Below are 23,135 nucleotides of genomic sequence, written 5' to 3'. Positions count from 1 at the left end.
TACATTTGATGCTATTAACGTATGATGTTTATCTGAACTAAAGAAGCATTAACTTCCTGCTTAATTGGATACTTTTCGCCAAAAAATAAAGTGAGGTTGTTTGCTGGATGCGCGCTATGTTCAGCTAGCGGTTCTTTGGTGGGCGATGAATTAGCGCCAAAAAACATGAATGGGGCTGATTTTTTAACAAGAGATTTTGCTTTATCTACCGATTTGTTAAAGACAGGATCGGAAATAATATCGTTTATCCCTCCGATAATACCGCCTAGTGTACCTAAAAAAATACTCCAGCCAATTAAAGTATACGGACCCCCAACCACAAAACCCAGAGCCAAACCTGCAACCGCACCAATAATTGTCCCTCGTGTTGTACCAATTGCAATTCGCTGAGTCCAAGGGAGAGTGGTTGCATTCATTTTTGCTTCATCGGGTTCTATTTTACGAGCTAAACACATTATAAATAGGCCCGCAAACCAACCGATCAAACTACCCATTGCTGAACCGATAATTGCCGCATGCATCAATGTGGCTCCAGGAAAGAATGTATAGGCAAGCGCAATACCGATGTAACTGAAAAAGTTAGCGGTGCTGCGGGCTGCATAGGACCAACTGTTATCGGTAGTGCTTGAAACACCCCAATGGGTTTCAAAATAAGAAGATATTTTTTGACCAAGAAAACCAAAGCCTACGCCCAAGACCACGGACAGAGCGCTTGCTCCAAGGGTAATGGCAACATCGATACGAAGCCCAGGAATAAGTACTGGTCCTAATAATGCTCCTAAAATAGTGCCCATAGCAGCACCCAGAGTGAAGCCGGATCGTACGTAATTGTTATTAAATAATGCGCGATCATCCGATACCAAGATGCCTCGTGACATTTTTTCATTTTTGTCACGTGTCAAATAATTTATCAGCGGTACACATGCCACGACAACTAAAAAGGTAGTTACGGATGCAATGGCACTATAAAGAGTTATGTTGTTCAAGCTTGTCAGCGTATCACTATCTTCAAGGTATGAATTTATTCCACCAAGAAATTGGCCCATAGAGGCTCCTAAAACCAGAGCTGTTTTGGAGTATTTTGACCATCCTTCGGTACCCACTTGCGCATCGACGTTTGCTTCATTTTTTACGAAGAATGCGTCACATTGATGAATAATCAAAGCGAATAAGCCAATCATTGAGCCCATCAGCATGCTGTATAAAGAAGCTGATAGTTTGCGATTAGATAATGTACTGCTTAGCGAGGCAAAAATAACCCCTAAAGAAGAACCTAAACTCGCAAGGGTTTTCAAGTTTCGATACAAAGGATTTTTTGAATCAGGTTTCGTATATAAATCAAAATGGATGCATATACGGTGAATTAATTGCTCTCCTAGCATCCAACAAACAAAAGTGGCAATGGTGTTGCTTAAATTGAGTTTCATACCAGGATCACCATCCATATCCTCAAGCATATGATAAATAGCTAGTGCGATGATGCCTGTCATAGGCTTTGCTAATTCAACATAGCGTGCTTTATAGTTGCTGTTTATATTGAATTGCCTCTCCGTTGCTTTTTTTTCTTTTAATACTAGGCCCATATTTATTAATCCCACTATTAATTAATGATTGAATACAGTTTTTCTTACTGGCAGTCGGATAATCATTTGGCGCGCATAGTAAATTGATATAAAATAATAAACAATGGCCAATTTTAGAATCACATTAGTGCAAAATTTGCAGGAATGTGATGAGTATATGAAATGACAGATTTTATAATTAGTGATGCCTTAGTTTTTTTAAGTGTGGCGGAAGAGGGGAGCTTTGCTGCAGCAGCTAAAAAATTATTTATTTCATCTTCTGTTATTAGCAAACGGATTAGCCGTTTGGAAAATCAACTTCGAGTGCAATTAATTCAAAGAACCACTCGTACAATGGTTCTCACTGAAAGTGGTCAGCTTTTTTATGAACATTGTAAACGGATTAAATTTGAAATTAAGGATGCTGCTGATAAAATTTTACAACAGCATCAAATCCCATCGGGGCTTTTACGCATTAATGCCCCCATGAGTTTCGGACAGGTACATCTTATTCCGGCAGTGAATGATTTTTTATGCTTATACCCGGAAATGAAAATTGAACTTATACTTGGCAGCCAATATGCGAACTTTATATACAAAGGCTTAGATCTAGCCATTTTTATTAATGATTTACCTGATACTTCTTTATTGAAATCACGAAAAATTGCTGTTCGTAATAGTGGCGTTTATGGCTCGCCGGACTATTTTAAGCGATTTGGTATGCCGCAAATACCTGCAGAGCTGACAAAACATAATTGCCTTATCTATCAATCTGAACCTGGAAATACATTAGGCATTGGGCAAAAGCATGAGTGGCGTTTTTATGATGATAAAGAAAAATTGATTATTCCTGTCTCTGGGAATTTACGCATTAATAGTAATCAAGGTTTAGTGAAGGCCGCCATAGCTGGGGTGGGTTTAGTTAAGTTATCAAGTTTTATGGTAACTGAGGAGGTTAAAGCAGGGAAATTACTGAGTGTTTTAAGTAATTATTGTGAGCATGATATTAATATCCATGCTGCTTATCCGAATCAACGTTATCTGCCGTTTAAGGTGCGAGTCTTTATTGATTTTTTATTAGAACGCTTTAATTCAGAAACTTATTGGAAGAATGTATGAACTAGTTGCCGCTTGAGGAAACCTGACCAGTCGCTGGATGTAGGCTTTATGCTATTTTCGTGCATTCTGAAGGCTCTCCTAAGCGGGGCACGTATTAATTCTTGCCTCATTCAGGAGCTCCTTCGTTGTAAACTCTTTAGGATGAAGGCCTTAAAGCTCCTGCCTGGCTTATTGCTCGTTTGCAAATTACTTATACTGGATGGGTTTAGCGTCCGCAAAGTTATATCTAAGACCAACTAAGACTGAATTTACATTAGGCTTATAGTGCCCTTGTAAGGTGTCACCTGAAATGGGCTCAATACGGGTGCGTTTCATGCTATTGTATTGCATAAATTGATAGCTTAAGACTAAATCAAGACTGCTATTTAATCGCGTAATGGCGCCTGCTTTTAAACCACCGCCAGTCAGCCACTGATTAAAGCTCCCACTAACTCCTATGTTGCCCGCGGTTTCCTCACTTTTTACAACAAAATAACTTGGAGCAACACCGGGACCTACAAACAAACGTACTGATTCATTAATTTGGTAAGCCGGTAATAAAAAGAATGAAAATCCATATTGAAACTGCTCTTTTGTCGAAACATTTTGCGTAAAAAACCAATTATTAATTCTATAATGTGATGCCCCAGTAAATAGTTCCGCATCTGCTTCCAACGCAACCGAAAATCTAGATTGTAGAAACAATTCATAGCCGGCGAATAGTTGCCCATGAAAATTAGTATACGCATTATTAAAATAAGCGGTAGTAGGCGTTTCTTCTTCTAGCGGATACCTTAAATCCTTTTGAACTTTTACGGCATTAATACCTAAATTAGCGCCCGTATACCCTCCAGCCTCAGCATGAAGCGAGAATAGGGAGGCAATAATTATTAATAGGCTGTATTTATTATTCATTTTTTACCTTCTTATAAAATACTAGGGATTGTAATTGGATTTGAGGTACGGCTGACATTCGATTCATCGACTGCAGTAATCGTCACATTGTGTACCCGTTTGGGCGTCAATATATTACTGATAATAAAACGGTGATGCTGCAGATCCAACCTAATCGTCGCTCCAGGCAAGCCATTCACCGTATAAGCTATATTTGATGAAGGTAAGCAATCTGCGTATAAAATAAAAGCTTCTTTGGTATTCATGCGATTACGATCAGCTTTTGTTAAGACTGGCGCTCTAAGTGGAGTAGCGAAAATCGAAAAATTATTTTTTGAAATATTAAAGAATGTACCATTACTCGCCTGAATCATAACTCGGGCTGTGGTAGTATTTATATTGGGAACGCAGATATCAGCATGGCCATTATTGCTGGCACCTACGACTAGAGGAATCGGGTAGCTTGCTCCTCCATCAGTAGACAATAAGACATTCACTAAGGGCATACTCACTGGGAAAACATTTGTGTTTGCTACATCCCAATTTATTGTTTGTAATGATTGCCCTGCCCATTGAATGTTTGCAGCAGAAGGATTAGTAACCTTAAAGGGCCCGGCATTATCAGTGATCATTATTCTGGTATCTGTATATGCATTGCACGAACCACCAGGGGTATTGGCGCGCACAGATACTTTAAAGTTCATCACCCTTGATACGGAGGATAAAACTTCCCAGGTAAATGGGCCTCCATTGGTTAAGGCACTAAGCTTAGGAAAATAGCGGGTTGGGCTAGTTTGCGGAGAGAAGCTTCTAAAATTAGGGCCTCCTCTGGATGTGCCTGCAGGTGGCTGAGGGGATATTTCATTATCCATTTGCTCCCAAGTGTAAGTAATAACACTTCCTGCAGAGCCAGGAGTGGCTAACGCTGTTAAGGCAAATGGAGTTTGTGCTGGGATGCTCACATCACCATTGGTCTGATGAATTACAGGAGCACTAGAAATCGGCGTAGTAACGGGGCAGTTATGCTCTGGGCTTGAAACAAAATCCCCCATCTGTTTTAGGCTAATACCATTAAAATAAGAATCAGAATTAGTTTGCACATTTGGAGGGCATATTCCTGCATAACCCATAATGGTACTGCCAGATCCTGGTTCTACGGCTGTAGGCTGGTTACGATAACAGGCATTATTTTGCACGTGTGCTGCACCAAATTGATGTCCCATTTCATGGGCTACATAATCCACATCAAAGGGATCATTTATAGGGCTATCTTTGCCTGTAGTTCCCATCGCTTTGCTTTCATTATTACAAACACTTCTTAGCTGTGCCAAACCGCTACCTGCCGCATCCACTACATGACCAATATCATAATTGGGGGAACCAATAATTCTATCTATGGTTATTTGATTTTCGGTAATCAGTTTAGTGGGATCTCCACTGGTGTAGGGCTGGGTATTAGGATCAGTAAAGATAATTTGATCATTATTGGCAATAATTTGCATGGTGATTGCCATATCCAGTTCATAGATGCCGTTGACGCGATTCATTGTCGTTGCTTGCGCGCTTAAGGCACCATTTATGGTGCCGCCATAAAATTGCGTATATTGAGCGGTTGCAGCCATAGCTAAGCGGTATGTTTTTAGTTGGCATGCATTAAACTGTGCAAATGAAGAGCTGTGAGTAAGTGCTCTAATCCCTAGGTTTACGCTTTGCATACTGCATTTGAAATGATTATTACTAATAAAATCTTTTTTCTTATATATCATGTAATACTGATGTTTGCCGTCTTTTAATGGATCGATAAAAACAGGACTTTTTCCTGGCCGAAAAATCATGGAATGAAATCCTTGAGCGGTTAAATCCAATTTTACAAACTCGCCCGGATCAGTGATTCCATAAGCATCATAGGTTTTAATAGTTGGGTATTTGGCGCCAAGTTCAGGATGCAAGGTACTGTTTTCCACGATTTGATACAGTTTGCTACTCCCATCGGGTAGGGGAAGTCTTATTTGAGTTGCTACTCCTGATTTTAACCCATCGCGATGAGGAACGCTTTCCAGCTCTGCGTAAAGCTGGTTTAAATCAATTTGTATCAAACGGTAATGGGTTGCGCGAATATTTTTCTTGCTCTGTGCGGTAAGCGTTGCCGGATTTACATCATTAAAAAAATTATCAACTACTCGGTCTTGCGCAAAAGCGATTGAAACAAAGAAAGAAAGTAGGATAGTAAGAAGCGTCCGTGTCATTATAAATTATCTTTAATAATCAATAGAGATAACTTAACATTAGAATCAGGAGAGTGCAATCTTTGCATACGTCACCCAAGCAGTTGGATGACGTATTTCGGGAGAAGATTACCTAAAGGTTCCGTAATAGCCAACTACATTAGCCAGCGTGATTGTATTGGCATAATTACTGCAGGTGCTGTCTTTAGTCATATTCCAGTTAAACAGACCGGCTAGGCCAATATTAGGTGGGAAATCAGGATTACAATGAGATAATTCCACATCAATACCATTTGCGATTTGTGTTTTAGGATAACCAAGAGCAACAAGCGCATCAAAAAAATCATCACTCCATTCTTCATCAAAATAGGTTTGTATATTAATTAAATCAAAACTCTTAGCGTTTAACGCATCCACCTGAGTTTCTTCAATACCACCAGGCTCACTATTATTTCCTGCTGGTGTAATGGTTAAATAATAAGGCTTACCATCTTGAAGTGATGCATAGTTTAATGCATTTCTTAAGTTGGCAATTACTCCATCAAAATGGGCTTGAGGAATGGAGCCTGTGGTGCCACCAATACTTTCATCATCAATATCAATACCATCCAGGTTATTGGTACGAATAAATTGAATTACGCTGGGCACGAAAAGATTAGCATGATTTACATAATCTGTATTAATTGAGCCCCAATCATTTTGGTTCCATCCCAAAGACATTAAAATTTTTATATTAGGATTTGCAGCACGTGCTGTTTGTACTAATAAAGCTAAGCGTGTGGCTTGATCGATCTGGCCTCGCTCATAAGTAAAAATGGCACCATTTTGTTGGGTATAGGCATGGGCAAAGGCCACAAGAATAGTACTTACGCGATTAAATGGCGGAAGAGGGGGTTGATTAGGTGGCAACCATTGACCTGCACCGGAATTATAAATTGGATAGAAGGTACCTGCATAAGGAATTGGGAATTTATGGTTGGGGAGCGTCGTTGTGGCAATTACTGGAATGCGATTTCCAGTCACAGGTACCGAACATGTTGCTCCCCGGTAGGCGCAAATTCGTGGTGTTAAAGTTGATTGAGCGCTTTGCCCTGTCCCTTGCAAGGAGATAATAAACGAACAGCTCGCCCCAGCGGCTAAAGTGGAACAGGTATTATTGATTAAAGAGGCTTTTAACCCGCCTGTAATCCCATAACCTGGATCAATAGTAACTCCACTTAACACTTTGGAGGTATTATTTTTCGCGTTATACGTGACGTAAGTAGACCCTATAGCCGAAATTGCAATTGGGCTAGAACTGCTGGGGGTAATGTCTATAATCGCTGCTGCTTGTACTGTTGTAATGAACGCGAGCAGACCACAATATATTGGAACTAAGAGATGCTTTTTCATGAGAATATTTTTCCTTGTTAACCAAAAGAAACCGCTAGGGTAAATATAACTCCCTGGGTGTAGAGGTTTTTTACTTTGAGGCGAGCTGATGTTGTTTGCGCCGAAGATAAGCCTAGAGCTCCTCGGTCTAAGTTAAAATATTGATATCCCGCCGAAGCATGATATTGAATATGTCGCTGCTGATCATCCCAGAGTAAGTATTGAAGCCCGGCGCCTAACTCATAGGAAAAAGTTTGTTTGGTGCGATCGCTAAAAGGCACTGCTGGGGAGGCACTTAAGGACGAGTTGCTGGGTTTTTCGTAGTAAGCAGAAAATTTATTCCAGCTAGGACCAATTCCAAGCAAAGCATAAGGTTTTAAGCCATAGCGTGAGTAAACTGTTTTCGCTTCGACCATCAATGAATCGCTTTTTGCATGAAAGCCATAGTTTAAGGTATCGAAAATGCCTTCATTGATAAATGGATATTCTGTTCCTCGCACCTGGCCTAATTGGAAAAAATAACCAGCTAAACCTAGAGATAATTGATAAGCGGGAAACGCAGAACTTTCAAAAGTATGGCTTGCCCCTACAGCCCAAAAACCGGTCGTTTTTGTTTGCGCTCTGGTATGATAAGCATTGGTAATCACTTCATTAATTTCAACCAAACGGTTATTTTTAAGAGTTGAAAAATTAGGACCTCCGGACACGAAGAGATTGATTTGACTTGTATTTCCGGAACTGGAGCACATCAACATAATGCATGAGGAAACCAGAAGTTTATTCAGACTAACATCCATATTAATTTTTATCCTTATCTAATTATTTAAGATGCACGCCACCCGATATTGTTTATTGATGCAGAAATACCCGAATGAGGCAAGATGCTTATTTATAGCTTCCTTTCTCATTCAGGATCTTTCGGGGACGGACTTCTCTTAAGTCTATCGCATTATATGCTCATAAGATAAGAGGTGTTTTGTGTATAAAAACTCAGCCAAATAAATATTAACTCATCAAACGGGTTTGCCTGAATAATTCGTTTTGCATTTGCTGTTGAAGACACAATTCCGAGGCATTAGTTATCACTAATCGGCGATATTTTGTACTGGGATCTTCGTGGATTTTTGTTTCAATCCCTACCTTTTTAAGACGTTCAATATAATAATTTAACACTTTTGCATCGGAAGAGGTTAATTTTGAAACAATATTTAGTTCAGTTTTTTTATCTGTTGTTTCGGTAACCATAATTTGCCAATTTAGCGTTTTATCGAAGAAACTTAGATTTTCTTTTAAATTATTTTTTACATCAATCCAGTTTACCAGCAGTGAGCCGGCCGAATCTGGCTTAAACGATCTGCGGTACGTGGCAAGCCCCTCTGACGCAAATTCTGGTCTATTTAATAGCCAGTCAATAATCTTTTTATTAAAAAGAGGCAGTAATTCTTTGTGGTATCCGTTAAGCAGACTTCCTGTCAGATGAAGTGCTTGTTGTGGATTACTCTGCATCAGAGAGGGAATTATTGCGAGTTTTTGCGGACAACTTTTTTTATTGAAAAAGGAAAGTTCATCATAATCGAATACTGCTCCTGAATGTTCAAAGTATTCCATGCGATTACGATCATTAAAATACCCAGGACCATAATCAAATCCAACTTGTTGTCCTTTTTTTATATCCTCAGTAGTTATGATACCAATATGCGGCATTCCAAGATGGGTCATATTTTTTTCTTTGACATTAGCAGTCGCTATTCTTTGCGCAGCCTCTTCCATAAAATCTTGTTCAACATCTTTTTTATTAGGCAGACATTGCATAAATCGCATTAAATTCCCTTTTAATTTAGCGCTTACATGGGGAATTTGATGGTCTTTAAGATTTTTATTTTTATCGGTGGGGAAAAAACAGTTAAAACGATTACTTAATTGTAGTCTATAGTAATCGGTGTGATCACTGCTTAAGTAATCTTGTTGTAGAGTTCCCGTATAAGTTCCGATTAAGGTGTTTTTAGGTATGTCCTGTAAAGCAAATAAACCAAACCCCACTTTTTCATTAATAAAACATAAAACAAAGGCATCACTGATATCGGGATTTTTAAAAAATGCCTCTAGTTGCTCGTTTGGTGTTTTATTTTCATTAGCACTTTTAAATGACGCTGGACCCATAAGGGTTTCACACCAGGTAAAAGGCGCTCTGCCAAAATGTTTTGTTAAATAGCTACTTACTTCATGGACGGGAATTTCAACAATCTTTGGGTTTTCACTTAAAGGGCGGTCAGCAATTTTGATGGTGCGATGGGTTAAGCGTTTTGGTACATCAAATAAAGCGACATCTTGTTTCTCATTTTTTTGATCTCGTTCACGCCAATTGGTAAATAAAGTTTTCATTTAGACTATCATTCTATGGTAAATTAAAAGGGCCAACATTATAAAATTTAAATATTAAGAGAATATTAAGGAGTGGATTTTACCTTAATTAGTTGGTCTGTTTTTGGAGTAATTTTATCAATTGTTTTGCATCCTGTGGGGCGGCAACCTTTTGGTCATTATCAAAATAGCAGAAGATTTTACTTTCGCTTTTACTCCAATCGTGCATGTGCTTGGCATACTGTAATAAACTGTGGTTTGGGTAATGTCCTTCGTAAGGGGTTTCCAAAGGCCCGTGTAAGCGTAAATAAATAAAATCACTTAATACTTCATAAGGGGCCTGATAGCCTCGAAAATCATAAAAGCATAATGCGATATGAAATTTTTTTAACAAATCAAAAGTTTCATTACATAGCCAACTTCGGTCTCTAAATTCAAATGTGTACTGGTAGTCGGTTGGTAATGCCCTTAAAAATAAAGAAAGCCGTTCAAGATTTAATGCCCATTTAGGAGGAAGTTGAAATAAAATTGGCCCTAATTTCTCATGTAAGTTTTCCAAGCTATTAAATAAATTTTTTAAACCATTTTGATAATCACTCAATTTTTTTATGTGCGTAAGATAGCGACTGGCTTTGCAAGAGAAAATAAAATTAGCAGGAGTGATCTCAGCCCAATGAGTAACGGTTTTTGCTCTAGGTAAGTGATAAAAACTGCTGTTTAATTCTACAGTATTAAAATGTTGCGAATAATAGATTAAGCGCTCAGCGTCAGGTAGGTCTGAGGGATAAAATAAGCCTTTCCAGCCTTCATAAGTCCATCCAGAAGTTCCAATATAGTAAGTAGACTCCATGTTTTCCTTATTTCTTTACCTTGATAAGCCACTGTTTCTTGCTAGACTTTATGCTTAAGCCTTGCATTTATCTCTCATTTTTAAATATAACTAAGGATAGGTTATGACCGCTTCTGTAAAAAGTAGTTTATTATTCGTTTTTTGTCTATGGAGTTTTACTACAGTTTCTCTAGCAGAAACCCCTCCTCAAATAGATACCATCCTTAGCGATCAGGCCACTGATAACCTTCCAACACCTAAAGAGACTTTTACTAAAGATACGCCTGCTCTTTATGTTTTTTGGAAATCAGTTCAATTGAAGCAAGGCCAAAAAATAAAATCGGTTTGGATTGCAGAAGACACCAATAATGTTGCCCCACCTAATTATAAAATTGACGAAGCTGAATTAACGCTTGAACCGGGTACGGCAAGAGATCTCATTGCGCTTCTACCGGGCAATCAATGGAGTGGCAAATTTAAAATTACTAAACCCAATAAGGGTTGGCCTCTTGGCAAGTACCATATGGATATTTATGTGGATAATAAGCTTGTTAAATCAATAAAATTTACTGTTGCAGGGGCCACTCAGGTAACGCCTAAGGTTGGAGTAAAAAATAAAAAATCAGAATATGATTGGGGCGTTATTGCTGCAGATTCTGCAAGTCATGATAAAAATAGCGCTTATGGCATTGGTGGTGGCTCTACTCGTGAAGAAGCAGAAAAAAATGCGCAACAATTTTGTAACGATGCCGGTGGTGAACAATGCAGCACAATGGTAACTTACCAGCAGTGCGGGGCCTATGCTCTTTCTAAAAATCATCATGGGATAGGGGTTGGAGCTAGCAAGGAAATTGCAGAAGGTAAAGCAATAAGCCAATGCCATGACGCAGATTGCTCGATCATTGCTTCGGATTGCAATTAACTGGCAGCCCTATATGCAGCGCCATTGCAGGTTAAGCTCCTGGCTAATGGCGAGGCCTTCAGCACTCTAGTGCCAGGGCAGCATTAGACCTAATCCAATCACTAACCGGATCAGCACATCTCCTGAAAAAATAATATCCTAACACCTTGTAATATTAAGGCACACTCTTATAATTTCATGAAGTTATTAAAAAATATTGAGAACTTGGGTAAAAAAATATATTTTAGAATTTATTGCAGGATAATGTTTTATTGGGACTAAAAGCCATAATGAAAATTAAACATAATTGGCTCATTACGTTTGATTTACGTGCTCATCCCTAATCCCAATTTTAAAATGGACTATTTAAAAACATCATCTATGCCAAATTTTCAATAATAATTTTTAAAGCTGGTACTCTTAGGACAAGTGCCCTAAGTCATTAAAAGGGATATTTATGTTGGCAGATATGAAAAATGAAGTGCAGAAATTAAAAAATAAGTTAAAGCAGCAAGATTTAAAATATAAAAAACTGAAAGATAATTTCACTTCACTAAGAAAGTACCAAGTTGAAGCAGGAAAAAACTTTAAAGAGCTCTATGATTTTAATCCCACAATTATTATTACTATTGACCAAAACTATACGATTACCCAACTTAACTATAGAGCCGCTATATTTTTTGGTTCCGAAAGAAATACCTTAATCAATACCTCATTTTTAAAATTTATTCATTCAAGTTCAAAAATTCTTTTCGAAGAAAAGATGAATAATTTATTAAATAGTAGGTTAAATCAAACAGCGAATATAAATTTAAAAAATGTAAATAGAGACTCTATTCAAGCTACAATGACCTGTAGGATAAACGCAGATAACTTAATTCATCTTTATCTCTTTAACCTCTCACGCGAACCAAAAAAGTTCCGTCATTATGAAATTGAACATTCTTTTGCATTAATAAATAAAATATTTGAAGGGACTAATGAGGCTTTAGCAGCGGTAGACTCCGAGTTTAATTTAAAAATTATAAATGAATCATTCTCTTATTTATTTTCCAAAATAATTACTAATAAAATAGCGGTAGGAATGAATTTAATTCACCGGTTAAGTGAATTTCCTAATCTGCAGTCTAAGATTTTGGATGCGTGCAAAAAAGCATTGAGAGGGGAGCGAAGTTTAGAAGTTATAGAAAATTCTTTTGCTAAAGTAAACGACTATTATTGCTTTGAGCTTAATATCTATCCTTATTTAAATAATAATGTGGTCCTTATTCGGATTAAAAATCTTACCAATTATAAAATAGAAGAACGATTGAAACACCAATGGCAAGCTGAAATAGGACTTTCTTGCCGATCAAGCGCTAAAGAGGAAATGGCCTCTGCATTGGCTCATGAAATTAATCAGCCTTTATCAACCATAGTAACGTACAGCCAAGCTTGTTTATATTTGATTAATGAAAATTCTACAAAGGACATTTTACCCAGGTTAATCGAGCCCTTAAAAAAGATCTCCATTCAAGCTGAGCTTGCGGGGGAAATTATACATAATATGAGAAACCTAGCTCATAAAGACAATTTTTATCGAGAAAAAACCAATATTAATGAGGTAATAAAAGATACTTTGTCACTTCTACAATATGAATTATTGGATTTTAAATTAGATATATCGCTCAACTTACAAGAAGGATTGCCGTTAATCATGGCAAATAAAATTCATTTGATGCAAGTTCTTTTAAATCTTGCTCGAAATAGTATTGAGGCCTTTCATGATAGTAATGTTATCTCCCCTGAGTTATCTATTGCCACCAATCTCTGCGCTAATATGATTGAGGTACATATTCGTGATAATGGCCCAGGGATTCCCAGTAAATATTTAAATAAAGTATTAAATACTTATTTCACAACCAAATCAAAAGGAACGGGGATTGGTTTGGGAATTTGTAAAACATTAATCGAAAATCATGGAGGTAAGCTCCATATTCATTCAGATATGCCTTGTGGGGCATGGTTTAGTTTTACCTTGCCGGTTAGTGAAAGTTAGGATGTAGAGATAGCGTGTTATGAATGAATCTAAAGTATATATCGTAGATGATAACGAAGAGTTGTGTGAGTCGCTTCGTTTTTTGTTTAATGCAGCGTTTAAGATTGAACCACAAATTTATTATAACCCGCTTCTATTCTTAGAAGAATTTTCAGCGGAATGTTCTGGATGTTTAATTGTGGATATATTCATGCCATACATGAATGGTATTGATTTAATTAAAAAAGTTAGAGCAATGAATGATAAAGTTAAGATAATTATTCTTAGTGGTAATGGTGGAGGCGATAATGTTTCAAAGGCAATTGGGGCAGGAGCCGATGCGTTTATAAAAAAACCATTTAAAACAACAGAATTTTTAGAGAAAGTGCAGGTGTTTTTGCAATAATTAAGCCTTAAGCGGCTCAAATTTAATCCCTTTTTTTTAATTACCTGAAAAGCGTGTAAAGCCTTGCCAAGATCAATAGTTAAATGGATTTCAAGCACAACAGTGCCAAGCAATTTTAGTGCATTATTAATGCAAATTTACTAATTTTTTTCTATTAAAGGACCTTAATGCCTCATAGATAGAGCCGGTAATGTATTAAAATAGGCATTTACTTACAAAAATGTTGTGGTCATGGAAATTAAATTAGATAGCTTAAGTCCTAAAAGTCTTAGTACGGCACAGGCAGTAGTTATTGGTTGTTCGCACAGTAATAATGAGTGTGATCACCAAATGCACGCATCAACAGAGGCCTTTTTTACTATTGATATCCGTTCGGAGCTCGAACCAGATTTATGTATGGATATCACCAAAGGCTCGGTGCCTGAGGATTTAAAAAATAAATTCCAGTTAACTATTTTAGAATTTTTGCCTTTTGATGTTTACAATCTAAACAAGGCATCTAGAGCATACTTTAAAATTGATGGGGAACTAGGTTGGCGTAATATAAATGAGCTGACTCATGAGGATGGATTTATTATGGTGGTAGGGAATACAACTAGTTTTTGTTATCGTAGTTCCTTAGCCAATTTAAAATTTCTCGAGCTTGCTCAAAATGAAGACTTTGAAGCGTCTGTTATTCTTATTCCCAAAAATCAAAACCTAAGCGCAGCGGAGGTAAAGGAGAAAATTCAGAATCTACCTCAAGAATTACAAGATGCCATTCAAATCGCCACCACAGTGAAGTTTCAGCCTTTACCCTCAAATGATTTTTGTAAATTGAACTATGCGCCATCGAAAATTAACGCAGAGCTAATCGACATTCTTAATCAATTTCATTGCGTTATGCAGTTGATGCCGAATTTCTATCTTGATAAAGAACTACGTAAAGAAATTGAAGCTGCAGATGCGCTAATTGAGGTACTGCTTGGCAATGCTCCTGAGTCATCTCTGGAGGCATACCAAGATGCTTTATCAGGTGAGCGTTTAGGAGAAGTAATAAAGAGTGCTTTAGGTGAAAAAACTATAAGCGAATTAATTGATACCTCTAATAGTGCAAGAGCTTTTAATGAATATAAAGAAAAATATGCGCATATAAAACAACATTTAGTCGAATATAATACTGAAGACCTCATTTATCTTGGTTTGGGCTAGAGAGGCTTTCTAATTTTTTAAAATTCTTCCTGCATTGATTTGCTTGCTTAAGTTAGGCTTTATTAATTAATATCAGTTTAAAATTTCTTTACAGATAGGGTTGAACAGCAGGATGCTATGCCAGACCATGCCTATTTTAAGTTCCTTGCGAAAATGGTTGTTTTTATTGTTTATATTCGGGATGAATATAACAATAGCGGCTAAACCACCATCCATTGGGAACTTTTCTTTAGCTTCTTCCCAACAACCAGGTCCATTTTTTTCTTTTGGCCAAAATATTATTGATAAAAACCAAGCCATTGCTTCTTACAATCCGGCCTACTTATATAGTAAAACGCAGGTTATTACTGAAGGAACACCATCCTTTCTTTATGGAATTACTGATTCTGCCTCACTATTAATAACCCTTCCTGTTGCCTTAAGTTATAGAAATGGCACGAAAACAATATCAGGGGCGGGGGATTTGGCGCTTGATTTTGAGTATGCTTTTTACAATAAGGAAAGCATCAAGTACTCTGATCAAGCAACGATTATTTTTTCTCCAACCTTTCCCACAAGTAATTTAAATGAACTCTCGAAGAAGCTTCATCTTAACAGTCGGGTTTCTGGATTTTCCAGGAAAAATGCGCCTTCTAGTTTCAATGCAATAACTTATTTCCTTGGCTCAACGTACTCACGCACCTTAGCGGACTGGTATGGCTTTGTTGCTCCGGGAGTTCAATTTATTGAGAAATCCCATGCCATTCAACAAGGGGCGCAGTATTATTATAATTTGGGAATAGGACATAATATTAATGCCGTGGAAAAAAAATATATATTCTTAGGTTTAGTGGAGTTAAATGGCCAATACAGTGATAAAACCAAATTAGCTGGACGTGTGGTTCCTAACACTGGAGGGAATATTATCTATGCAACCCCTTCACTCTGGTTTTCGACACCTAAAATGATTTTCCAAATTGGTATTTCTTTACCTATTACCCAACATTGGTATGGTAGTCAAAGTAAAATTTCTTATTATTCCGGAGCTATTGTTTCTTGGACTATTCATTAAGGGGGTCTGTGGAAGAACCCCTTTATCTACTCATCGACCATTAGTTTTTGATCATGCCATATCGACTGATAGTATTTTTTGGGCTATCAACACTTTGGGTGTCCTCACTCGAACATATCCCTTAATGGCAAAGCTTGAAATACTGACTTCTGCAGAACAAACTATTTTTAATAGTCCTCTAAATTTTTCTCCCGATGAACAAAGAGAAGCTTTACCGTCTAAGCATTGCACTAATAGCTAAAGTTATAAATTGCCTTTAATCATCTCATTGAGTATAATGTTTGAGCATTCTTGGTTCGAGTGAATTATGCCAAAAAAATCCTTACCTACTGATGAGCGCATACAGCGGTTTTTAACTAATATTGATAAATATCAAAGAGACGGTTTCCAACAATTTTACTCCCTTAATGAATTCCCTCAGGATGATAGTATGTGGGAGTTTCGTATTTCTCTTTACCCTGATAGCGAGAACTTAAAAAAAGCAGCAAAACTATTAACCCCAGTATTTGCTACTGAGAATTTAAATTTTAAATTTCTGATTTTAAAAGATGACAGCCGAGTTGAGGATATCGCTTGGGATGGAACACAAACAAATGGTGCTAACTCTGATCGCGATCAACGTGGTAAAGAATGCTGTGTTTATATTCGTTTTCCTGAACATTCTGCAGTCGCTGAAAAAACATCAGCAGAAATTAAAGCCATGATGCTTAAAGCATGGAAAATTTTACAAGAGAACGACATTAAATTTAACTACATGGCGCCACCTTATGGCGACCGTGCGATTAGTGTAGAAGGTCACTTGGTAAGTCCTTTTTCCTATGCAGCAAATCGACCCTGGAAAGGCGAGCATGGTATTATGATTGCCGATAACTATTGTCAGGAGGCTTCTGAATTATTGAGTTTAGGAAGCGCTAAGTATGAAGGGTATTTAGATCTTAGTAAATCGAACCCTAACCCATCGTCGTTACCAAAAATAGCCGAATTACCCACTCATAATCCATTACGATTCACTGATCCTTTTGCTGATATTGAATTCACACACAAGGATATGATTAAAGCAGGGATTAACATAGGGCATGTATTGCAGGAACAATTTGAACGCTGTTCTTATTTAATGACTCATTACAACTCCGCCTATTTAAAAAACGAAGAATATCTACAACAGATAGCTAGTGAAGCACATGATAAAGAGCCAATCTTAGAGCAATTGGATAGATGGACCCAAGGATTAGATCAAGTATCCGATGAAGAAAAAAAGACCTACATTAAGGACAATCGTAAACAGCTTGAATGGATTTGTGCTCATTGGCCGCATCAATCAGATAGTGCTTTTTCAGAAGCGTATGGTCCTATTGATGAAATTAGACATTATCTTGAACGTGATTTAATAATCGAAATTTCTGGATGTATAGATAAATTTGATCGAGAGGGGGCAAATACGCAAATCAATAAGATTAAAGAAGATTTCGCTCGCTTTCTTCCCGATCTTAACTTAAATGATTTAGATCTTCTTATTGAAAAAGATCCTGCTCGAATGCAAGTATTATTTCGTCGTTTAATACATACAAAGCATGAGTCAGAAGCCTTAGTATTAGAACAGGAAAAAGTACATCAGCACGAAATTTTATTCCCTCTTCATGAGGCAATTACGGATTTACGCTTAACGAATCATAAAAATCTGCGTAATCAACTGATTAAACTTCAAGGTGAGCTTTATCAAAAGATGATTACTGGAGCTAATAAAGCGGACATAAGTACCTTAGCTTTTGAGGCCAAAAATATGGTTGAAGGAATTATGTCTAACAAGAGCAAGGAAGAAAAAATAGCTTGTGTAGAGCATTTTGAGCAACACGCGCGCTCTTTAAAATCATTTGAAAAATCAACTTGGCAAAAAGTGGGCAAAGCAGTTGCTTGTGTTGTGATTGCAGCCGTTGGCGCGATCATTGGAGCTGTAATTGGAGCGGCAATCGAAGCAGGAATTCTGGCGCTTATATCCGCACCCACAGGAGGCATCGGTGGCGTTTTCGGTGCTCTTGATGGTGCTATACATGGCAGTTTGACGGGATGGACTCTGGGTATTATGGCCTCTTCAGCGATTGGTTTGGCAGGTGGACTTGGCGTTGGTCTTCGTTTTCTAGGAAGAAAGGATGGTTTGGATAATATAGTACAAACCGCAAAAGAGAGCATCGGCGAGCCTTCTTTGAAACTTAATTAGAACAGGGGGGCAAGTCTTTTGATAAAGCTATTTTTTAAATTATTATCAAAGAGTTGACCCCGATTCTTGCCAATCTAAAGAGTATTACTATTTAATGCATATGTGGCTACAGCAAGGCCAGTAAGGAGGAGCAGGCTGGAGTTACCGCAGATTTAATGACAGTTTCAGGATGTCTCGGAGCGTTTATTGTATCGAGTTATTGATGTGAGTTATGAGACAATACATCAATGGTTCTTAAATTTGGTATCCATTTTAAGAGCGTGATTAAAAAGCGAGCGTTCAAACTATCAGACCAATGGCATCTGGATGAGCAGATGATGGGGGTTATGAGCTGGATGTGTCTCTGCAAAAGCGGCGAAATAAAAAGGTGGCTATTTGTTTCCTGTCTCGGCTATTGAATGCCTCTTCCAAGGCCGGCTAATTGTAACAAACAAGCTCAGGAGCTACACGAAGCCATTCGCCAGATGGGTAAAGGGGTCGATCATCGTCCGCATAAAGGGCTCAATAATCGGGTAGAAAATGCCCATCAGCCCACGCGAAGGAAAGAAAAATGCCTCTTTCGTTTTATATCACCCGCTGGAGCGCAGAACGTCATCCCACTCATGGGGACCATCAGGAATCTATTTGCAGTCGCTGTGGAAAGAATAACATGACCACAAAACGAAGTTTTTCTCGCCGCTTCTTTAATGTCAAATCCTTGAGTCGATTTCATCCACTGACGTTCAGCTTCTAAAAATGAAATTACAGCGATAGGAACACCAAAAAGCTTGCAAGCAATTCGAGTCAATCGGCCGAAACGTTCCTCTGGCTCTGTATCAAGTATTTGTAATTTATATAAAGTTGCTAAACGCATCGCTTCATTTTCTGGGATTTCTGGAGCAATCATCGTTTTTCCTTGAAAAATACATTCTCAATGCTCAGGAAGCATAGTATTAGGTATACTATATTGCTTGGTTTTTCGCGATATTTTGGCTTTACAGATTAGTCGTGGTTATCTGCGCTATGGAAGTTTAAATAAAACATGCCTATATTTTATATAACATTCTATATGGATAATCAGCATGCCTTATAAGGATTTTAGGCAGTTTATTGAAGCGCTTCGTAAGAACGGCGAACTTATTGAGGTTAAGAGGCCTATTGATTTGGCTACAGATGTTGGTAAAGCATTGCAGAAAAGCGCATCAATCAGTGGGCCAGCGGTGCAATTTAGTAATAATGGCACAAATTTTCCACTTATCGGTGGATTATATAATTCCAGAAAGAAAACATTGATTGCTTTTCAGGCTGATGAAGCGTCTATCTTTAAAAAGATCCTGGATGGGTTAGCGCATCCTATTGAGCCCATTCTGACTGATAACGCAGTAACTCATGAGCAAATTATACTTGAGGATGCTGTCGATCTATCGCAGTTTCCTATACCCAAATACAGCCCTAGTGATGGAGGACAATATATTACGGCAGGCATTGCTGTAAGCAAAGATCCAGAAACTGGTATTGAAGATATTGGAAATTATCGTTTTCAAATTATTTCGAAAAACACCATGTCATTTTTGGCTCAGCCCAATCATCGCCTAGGCAAAAATCTGGAAAAAGCCCGAAAATTAGGACATAAAAAGTACCCGATAGCTTTGGTAATCGGAGTAGATCCTGTTATTGCTTATACCTGTCAATTTCAACTTCAAGACGATACCAATGATTTTGCCGTTGCAGGTGGCCTTCGAGGCGAGGCAGTTGTTTTAACTTCCTGCAAAACCATTGATGTTCAGGTCCCTGCTTATGCAGAAGTAGTCTTTGAGCTAGAAATTGACTTAGAGGAGTTAGTATTTGAAGGACCTTTAGGAGAATACACCGGGTATTACACACCAGGCTCCATGAAGCCTACGGCGCATGTTAAAGCCATTACTCACCGTAATAACGCGTACTTTCAAGCTTTATTAACAGGCGTACCACCCACAGAGAATCATTTTTTAAAGCAAATTCCTTTTGAGGCCTCATTTTTTAAGAGTATGAATAAATCCTTCCCCACAATTTCTAATGTAGCTATTCCTGCATCAGGAGGTGTTTCTTTTTATATAGTTCTTGCGATTGAACCTCGCTTTGATGGAGAGGCGCGCCAGGCTATTCTTGCCGCTATGGCAAGTAATCTTCGCCCAAAAATGGTTGTTGCAGTGAACTCTGATATTAACATCCATGATGCAGACCAAGTCACCTGGGCTACGTCCTTTAGAATGCAGCCTCATAAAGACATAATCATTATAAACAATTTACCAGCAGGTCCTTTAGATCCCTCTATTTTAGATGACATTCCTTTAGATGCTCGTCTTGCCTCTTCGATAGGGATTGATGCAACTTATCCTTTTGGCTCACTTATTTTAACGCCCGAAACGTCTCTTGAAAAAGCAACTCCACATGCCGGTCAGCTTTGTTTTAAAGTAGCCGATATCCCAGGCTGGCGAGATTATGATTTTCCGGAATTAACAAAATATGGGAAATAGGGTTTACCGCAATCTAGCCCAAGCTGCCAAGAAATTAGGATAAGTTATGACGTTATATTTTTACTTTAGAGAAGCTTTTGGAATGCTATTGTTTAATTACAATACCAAAAGGCACATAGATATCTTCTCTATTAATTCTAAACTGTGCAAATAATTTAACAAACCCTGCTTTTTTAGGTTCTATGTGGAACATTAATTCCGAACCACCACGTTCAGAGTCTTTACTAGGTTCTTTTCCCATGGGATGAATGTGAAGTATGGAAGAGTAATCAGCATAAAACCCTATAAGATGAGCAAATGCCCCCATCACAGGCTCTAACTGGCTGAAAGGTTTTCCATTATTTGTTACAGTAATGGTTGCCATAACTGGATTACCTACTCGCGGTTGTTCATCTAGTTTCAAGTTAAATTGATAAGAATTTATGCTGTAATTTAATTTAACTGCTTTATCAATTGAATGTTTTTTTGACGAAGTGCCAATATCAGTATGTAGAAATATTTGCTTGCCAGTAGCAAGAGGAGTGACATCAACCCACATTCGATAAGAACTATTTTTCTTTGGGGAAAATTTGAAAATAAATTCCTTGTTCTTGTTATCTACGAAAGGATGCATATGATAATATTCGGTCAGTGTAGGGTCTATAATCATTAAATGAACCTTTTCTGTATGGACTGTCTTTAGATCTTTTAAGGTAAGTGGTTTATTATTCTTTAGCAATTGCAAACGAATTGTTTCTGTGGTGTTTGCCTTGATTTTACTCGGCGCATTTTTAATTACTAATTGGATGGTATCTTGATTAGGTAGCTTATGTTTTGTAACCTGCCCATGCGCATTTGCAGAAGACAAGGGAATATTAGAAAGCAACCCCCATAATAAAAAAGTAGATAAAATTCTCATATAAGCTCCTGATAAGCTAATAAGTTAATTGAATTATATGAATAACATGAATAAAGCCATTCCAATCATCATTAAGTTTTCAGTGAGTGAAATAAATCCTAAAGGAACGTTACTATCACCTCCAACACAGGCGCATTTAAGTTCACGTTTGTCAATATAAACGGCTTTAAATACAGAAAGAGCACCTACAGTTCCAATAAATAAAGCAACCGGAATAGAAAGCCAATTTAATGCCCCTGCAATCATCAATATTCCTGCTAAACCTTCAGCAAATGGATACACATAGCTGTAAGGAACCCAACGTTGGGCCAAGAGGTCATAGTTTAAAAACATGGTTGAGAAACTTTCGATATTCTGTAGTTTTAATAAAGCAAGAGCTGCCATGCTAAATGCAATAAACCAGCTTAAAACATGTGGTGCAAACGGGTTACCAAAGCTTGCATAACTAACTGCCATTGCCATTAATGCAGTAATTGCAAACAGCACAATGACAGGGCGATAACTTTTTTCTTTTGGATCTCTTACTTTCTTTCCAAAGTAACGTCTTAAATCGTCATAACCACCTATCCGCTCATCGTTGATAAAGGCTTGAGGTGTGGTTTTTACATTATGTTTATCCTTAAACGCATCGACCTGTTTACGGGTTGTTAACCAATTATCTTCTACCTCATAGCCTTGACGTCTCAATAAATCTTTAGCTTTAAGGCCATAAGGACAAACATGATGCTCCATTACCATGCGGTACAAAACAGCTTTTTTAATTGAAGTCTTATTCATTTCTATTCTCTATGATTAATAGTCTATAAATACTAATATAGAGTACGTACCATAGTACGGAGTCAAGTAATGAATAATATAACCATTGGTGAATTTGCTAAATTATGTGGAGTTGGGATTGAAACAATTCGTTATTATCAGCGCCAGGGACTATTTCATGTCCCGCTCCTTAAGGAAGAACTTGGGACTACAAAAATAAGGCGTTATGGCGATAATGATATAAGTCGTTTAAAGTTCATTCTTTTAGCTAAAAAAGCAGGATTTACTTTAAAAGAAATAAAAGAATTATTAGAGTTTGATGCTAAAAGCGATCGAGAGCGTGTAAGAGAGATGGCTGAAAGGCGTATAGAGAAACTTAATTTAAAAATTGATGAGTTAACAGAGGCTCGTAACACACTATCACGCCTAGCAACAAAATGTAGAGAGACTAGATCTTCGCCTTGTCCCATTCTTATGAACTTTGAAAAAAGTTAAGTTAAGAAGTAGTCATAACTAATGCTTTTGCTCTTAACAAAGCTATGAGAACAAGGAGCTGGCCATGACCGAATTATTTTTCAATAAGCCCATGCTGCGTAGATTTCATAGTTGAGTATGTAGCATTTATAGAAGAATTTAACGATTTAGGTGCAGAGTTACTTTCTGAATACAGCAGCATCACAGATGCTACTAAATTATTAGAAGAGAACTATCATGGCTCTTATGATATTGAAGTAGATTTTGCTTCCCACCTACCAAGATTACCTGATATTCTTTAATTTCCTTTATTAGTCTCATAGACGGGATATAATTTAAGATGTTATTTCATTCCGCATGTCTGGACTGTCTTAGTAATGTCAGAGCTGCT

Annotated in this window: 19 protein-coding genes; 9 read left to right on the top strand and 10 right to left on the bottom strand. The window is 37.6% G+C overall.

Annotation, left to right across the window (positions count from 1 at the left end):
• Window positions 1-14: 14 nt before the first annotated feature.
• Window positions 15-1,583, bottom strand: a complete 1,569-nt coding sequence (locus BN3124_RS05795; protein ID WP_058533847.1) for a hypothetical protein — start codon at window positions 1,581-1,583, stop codon at window positions 15-17.
• A 162-nt stretch (window positions 1,584-1,745) separates the two neighbouring features.
• Here BN3124_RS05795 and BN3124_RS05790 point away from each other — a divergent pair, with 162 nt between their 5' ends.
• A complete protein-coding gene (locus tag BN3124_RS05790; protein ID WP_058533846.1) occupies window positions 1,746-2,681 on the top strand; it encodes a LysR family transcriptional regulator in 936 nt (311 codons plus the stop codon).
• Window positions 2,682-2,867: 186 nt separating this feature from the next.
• On the opposite strand, the gene BN3124_RS05785 is transcribed toward BN3124_RS05790, so the two are convergent.
• The 6 genes from BN3124_RS05785 to BN3124_RS05760 form a co-directional block, all read right to left on the bottom strand.
• A complete protein-coding gene (locus BN3124_RS05785) occupies window positions 2,868-3,575 on the bottom strand; it encodes an outer membrane protein (protein WP_058533845.1) in 708 nt (235 codons plus the stop codon).
• An 11-nt stretch (window positions 3,576-3,586) separates the two neighbouring features.
• Window positions 3,587-5,800 (bottom strand): reprolysin-like metallopeptidase, encoded by a 2,214-nt coding sequence (locus BN3124_RS05780; RefSeq protein ID WP_058533844.1) that lies wholly within the window; start codon window positions 5,798-5,800, stop codon window positions 3,587-3,589.
• A gap of 108 nt (window positions 5,801-5,908) precedes the next feature.
• Window positions 5,909-7,171, bottom strand: coding sequence for a glycoside hydrolase family 18 protein (locus BN3124_RS05775; protein ID WP_058533843.1), 1,263 nt, complete (start codon window positions 7,169-7,171; stop codon window positions 5,909-5,911).
• 17 nt (window positions 7,172-7,188) lie between these two features.
• Window positions 7,189-7,947, bottom strand: a complete 759-nt coding sequence (locus BN3124_RS05770) for a hypothetical protein (RefSeq protein WP_058533842.1) — start codon at window positions 7,945-7,947, stop codon at window positions 7,189-7,191.
• Window positions 7,948-8,155: 208 nt separating this feature from the next.
• Complete coding sequence (locus tag BN3124_RS05765) at window positions 8,156-9,532, bottom strand: SET domain-containing protein-lysine N-methyltransferase (protein WP_058533841.1); 1,377 nt, start codon at window positions 9,530-9,532, stop codon at window positions 8,156-8,158.
• Window positions 9,533-9,620: 88 nt separating this feature from the next.
• A complete protein-coding gene (locus BN3124_RS05760) occupies window positions 9,621-10,361 on the bottom strand; it encodes a DUF72 domain-containing protein (protein ID WP_058533840.1) in 741 nt (246 codons plus the stop codon).
• A 103-nt stretch (window positions 10,362-10,464) separates the two neighbouring features.
• On the opposite strand from BN3124_RS05760, the gene BN3124_RS05755 reads away from it, so the two are divergent.
• From BN3124_RS05755 to BN3124_RS05730, 6 genes are all read left to right on the top strand, one after another.
• Window positions 10,465-11,262, top strand: a complete 798-nt coding sequence (locus tag BN3124_RS05755) for a DUF4189 domain-containing protein (protein WP_058533839.1) — start codon at window positions 10,465-10,467, stop codon at window positions 11,260-11,262.
• A gap of 436 nt (window positions 11,263-11,698) precedes the next feature.
• Window positions 11,699-13,279: a sensor histidine kinase gene (locus BN3124_RS05750; protein ID WP_058533838.1), complete on the top strand. Its 1,581-nt coding sequence runs from the start codon at window positions 11,699-11,701 to the stop codon at window positions 13,277-13,279.
• Between the two features lie 19 nt (window positions 13,280-13,298).
• Window positions 13,299-13,664: a response regulator transcription factor gene (locus tag BN3124_RS05745; protein ID WP_058533837.1), complete on the top strand. Its 366-nt coding sequence runs from the start codon at window positions 13,299-13,301 to the stop codon at window positions 13,662-13,664.
• A 231-nt stretch (window positions 13,665-13,895) separates the two neighbouring features.
• Complete coding sequence (locus BN3124_RS05740; RefSeq protein ID WP_058533836.1) at window positions 13,896-14,855, top strand: hypothetical protein; 960 nt, start codon at window positions 13,896-13,898, stop codon at window positions 14,853-14,855.
• Window positions 14,856-15,036: 181 nt separating this feature from the next.
• A complete protein-coding gene (locus BN3124_RS05735; RefSeq protein WP_230849099.1) occupies window positions 15,037-15,906 on the top strand; it encodes a hypothetical protein in 870 nt (289 codons plus the stop codon).
• Window positions 15,907-16,213: 307 nt separating this feature from the next.
• On the top strand, window positions 16,214-18,121 hold the full coding sequence (locus BN3124_RS05730; protein ID WP_058533834.1) for a glycine zipper family protein: 1,908 nt from the start codon (window positions 16,214-16,216) through the stop codon (window positions 18,119-18,121).
• A 526-nt stretch (window positions 18,122-18,647) separates the two neighbouring features.
• On the opposite strand, the gene BN3124_RS16995 is transcribed toward BN3124_RS05730, so the two are convergent.
• Entirely contained in the window at window positions 18,648-19,007 is a 360-nt protein-coding gene (locus BN3124_RS16995) for a hypothetical protein (protein ID WP_058533833.1), read from the bottom strand.
• 175 nt (window positions 19,008-19,182) lie between these two features.
• Between BN3124_RS16995 and BN3124_RS05720 the strand changes: the two genes are divergently transcribed.
• Entirely contained in the window at window positions 19,183-20,616 is a 1,434-nt protein-coding gene (locus BN3124_RS05720) for a UbiD family decarboxylase (RefSeq protein ID WP_058533832.1), read from the top strand.
• 85 nt (window positions 20,617-20,701) lie between these two features.
• Here the strand turns inward: BN3124_RS05720 and BN3124_RS05715 are convergent, their stop codons facing one another.
• Together BN3124_RS05715 and BN3124_RS05710 are read right to left on the bottom strand one after the other, a co-directional pair.
• The gene (locus tag BN3124_RS05715; protein ID WP_058533831.1) at window positions 20,702-21,514 is read right to left on the bottom strand and encodes a hypothetical protein; all 813 of its coding nucleotides are present in this window, start codon (window positions 21,512-21,514) and stop codon (window positions 20,702-20,704) included.
• A 33-nt stretch (window positions 21,515-21,547) separates the two neighbouring features.
• Window positions 21,548-22,291 carry a glutaredoxin family protein gene (locus tag BN3124_RS05710; RefSeq protein WP_058533830.1) on the bottom strand — a complete coding sequence of 248 codons (744 nt, stop codon included), beginning with the start codon at window positions 22,289-22,291 and terminating at the stop codon, window positions 21,548-21,550.
• Window positions 22,292-22,360: 69 nt separating this feature from the next.
• Here BN3124_RS05710 and BN3124_RS05705 point away from each other — a divergent pair, with 69 nt between their 5' ends.
• A complete protein-coding gene (locus tag BN3124_RS05705; protein WP_058533829.1) occupies window positions 22,361-22,765 on the top strand; it encodes a MerR family transcriptional regulator in 405 nt (134 codons plus the stop codon).
• The last annotated feature ends 370 nt before the right edge of the window (window positions 22,766-23,135 follow it).

It is taken from the genome of Legionella saoudiensis (assembly GCF_001465875.1).
Lineage (GTDB): Bacteria > Pseudomonadota > Gammaproteobacteria > Legionellales > Legionellaceae > Legionella > Legionella saoudiensis.
The sequence above is the reverse complement of the archived record's forward strand: the minus strand, read 5'-3'. Positions and strand labels throughout refer to the sequence as shown.

What these genes read in the sequence shown, in the direction of transcription:
- BN3124_RS05795 (WP_058533847.1), bottom strand. Translation starts at nt 1,583, where the DNA reads ATGGGCCTAGTATTAAAAGAAAAAAAAGCAACGGAGAGGCAATTCAAT.
- BN3124_RS05790 (WP_058533846.1), top strand. Translation starts at nt 1,746, where the DNA reads ATGACAGATTTTATAATTAGTGATGCCTTAGTTTTTTTAAGTGTGGCG.
- BN3124_RS05785 (WP_058533845.1), bottom strand. Translation starts at nt 3,575, where the DNA reads ATGAATAATAAATACAGCCTATTAATAATTATTGCCTCCCTATTCTCG.
- BN3124_RS05780 (WP_058533844.1), bottom strand. Translation starts at nt 5,800, where the DNA reads ATGACACGGACGCTTCTTACTATCCTACTTTCTTTCTTTGTTTCAATC.
- BN3124_RS05775 (WP_058533843.1), bottom strand. Translation starts at nt 7,171, where the DNA reads ATGAAAAAGCATCTCTTAGTTCCAATATATTGTGGTCTGCTCGCGTTC.
- BN3124_RS05770 (WP_058533842.1), bottom strand. Translation starts at nt 7,947, where the DNA reads ATGGATGTTAGTCTGAATAAACTTCTGGTTTCCTCATGCATTATGTTG.
- BN3124_RS05765 (WP_058533841.1), bottom strand. Translation starts at nt 9,532, where the DNA reads ATGAAAACTTTATTTACCAATTGGCGTGAACGAGATCAAAAAAATGAG.
- BN3124_RS05760 (WP_058533840.1), bottom strand. Translation starts at nt 10,361, where the DNA reads ATGGAGTCTACTTACTATATTGGAACTTCTGGATGGACTTATGAAGGC.
- BN3124_RS05755 (WP_058533839.1), top strand. Translation starts at nt 10,465, where the DNA reads ATGACCGCTTCTGTAAAAAGTAGTTTATTATTCGTTTTTTGTCTATGG.
- BN3124_RS05750 (WP_058533838.1), top strand. Translation starts at nt 11,699, where the DNA reads ATGTTGGCAGATATGAAAAATGAAGTGCAGAAATTAAAAAATAAGTTA.
- BN3124_RS05745 (WP_058533837.1), top strand. Translation starts at nt 13,299, where the DNA reads ATGAATGAATCTAAAGTATATATCGTAGATGATAACGAAGAGTTGTGT.
- BN3124_RS05740 (WP_058533836.1), top strand. Translation starts at nt 13,896, where the DNA reads ATGGAAATTAAATTAGATAGCTTAAGTCCTAAAAGTCTTAGTACGGCA.
- BN3124_RS05735 (WP_230849099.1), top strand. Translation starts at nt 15,037, where the DNA reads ATGAATATAACAATAGCGGCTAAACCACCATCCATTGGGAACTTTTCT.
- BN3124_RS05730 (WP_058533834.1), top strand. Translation starts at nt 16,214, where the DNA reads ATGCCAAAAAAATCCTTACCTACTGATGAGCGCATACAGCGGTTTTTA.
- BN3124_RS16995 (WP_058533833.1), bottom strand. Translation starts at nt 19,007, where the DNA reads ATGATTGCTCCAGAAATCCCAGAAAATGAAGCGATGCGTTTAGCAACT.
- BN3124_RS05720 (WP_058533832.1), top strand. Translation starts at nt 19,183, where the DNA reads ATGCCTTATAAGGATTTTAGGCAGTTTATTGAAGCGCTTCGTAAGAAC.
- BN3124_RS05715 (WP_058533831.1), bottom strand. Translation starts at nt 21,514, where the DNA reads ATGAGAATTTTATCTACTTTTTTATTATGGGGGTTGCTTTCTAATATT.
- BN3124_RS05710 (WP_058533830.1), bottom strand. Translation starts at nt 22,291, where the DNA reads ATGAATAAGACTTCAATTAAAAAAGCTGTTTTGTACCGCATGGTAATG.
- BN3124_RS05705 (WP_058533829.1), top strand. Translation starts at nt 22,361, where the DNA reads ATGAATAATATAACCATTGGTGAATTTGCTAAATTATGTGGAGTTGGG.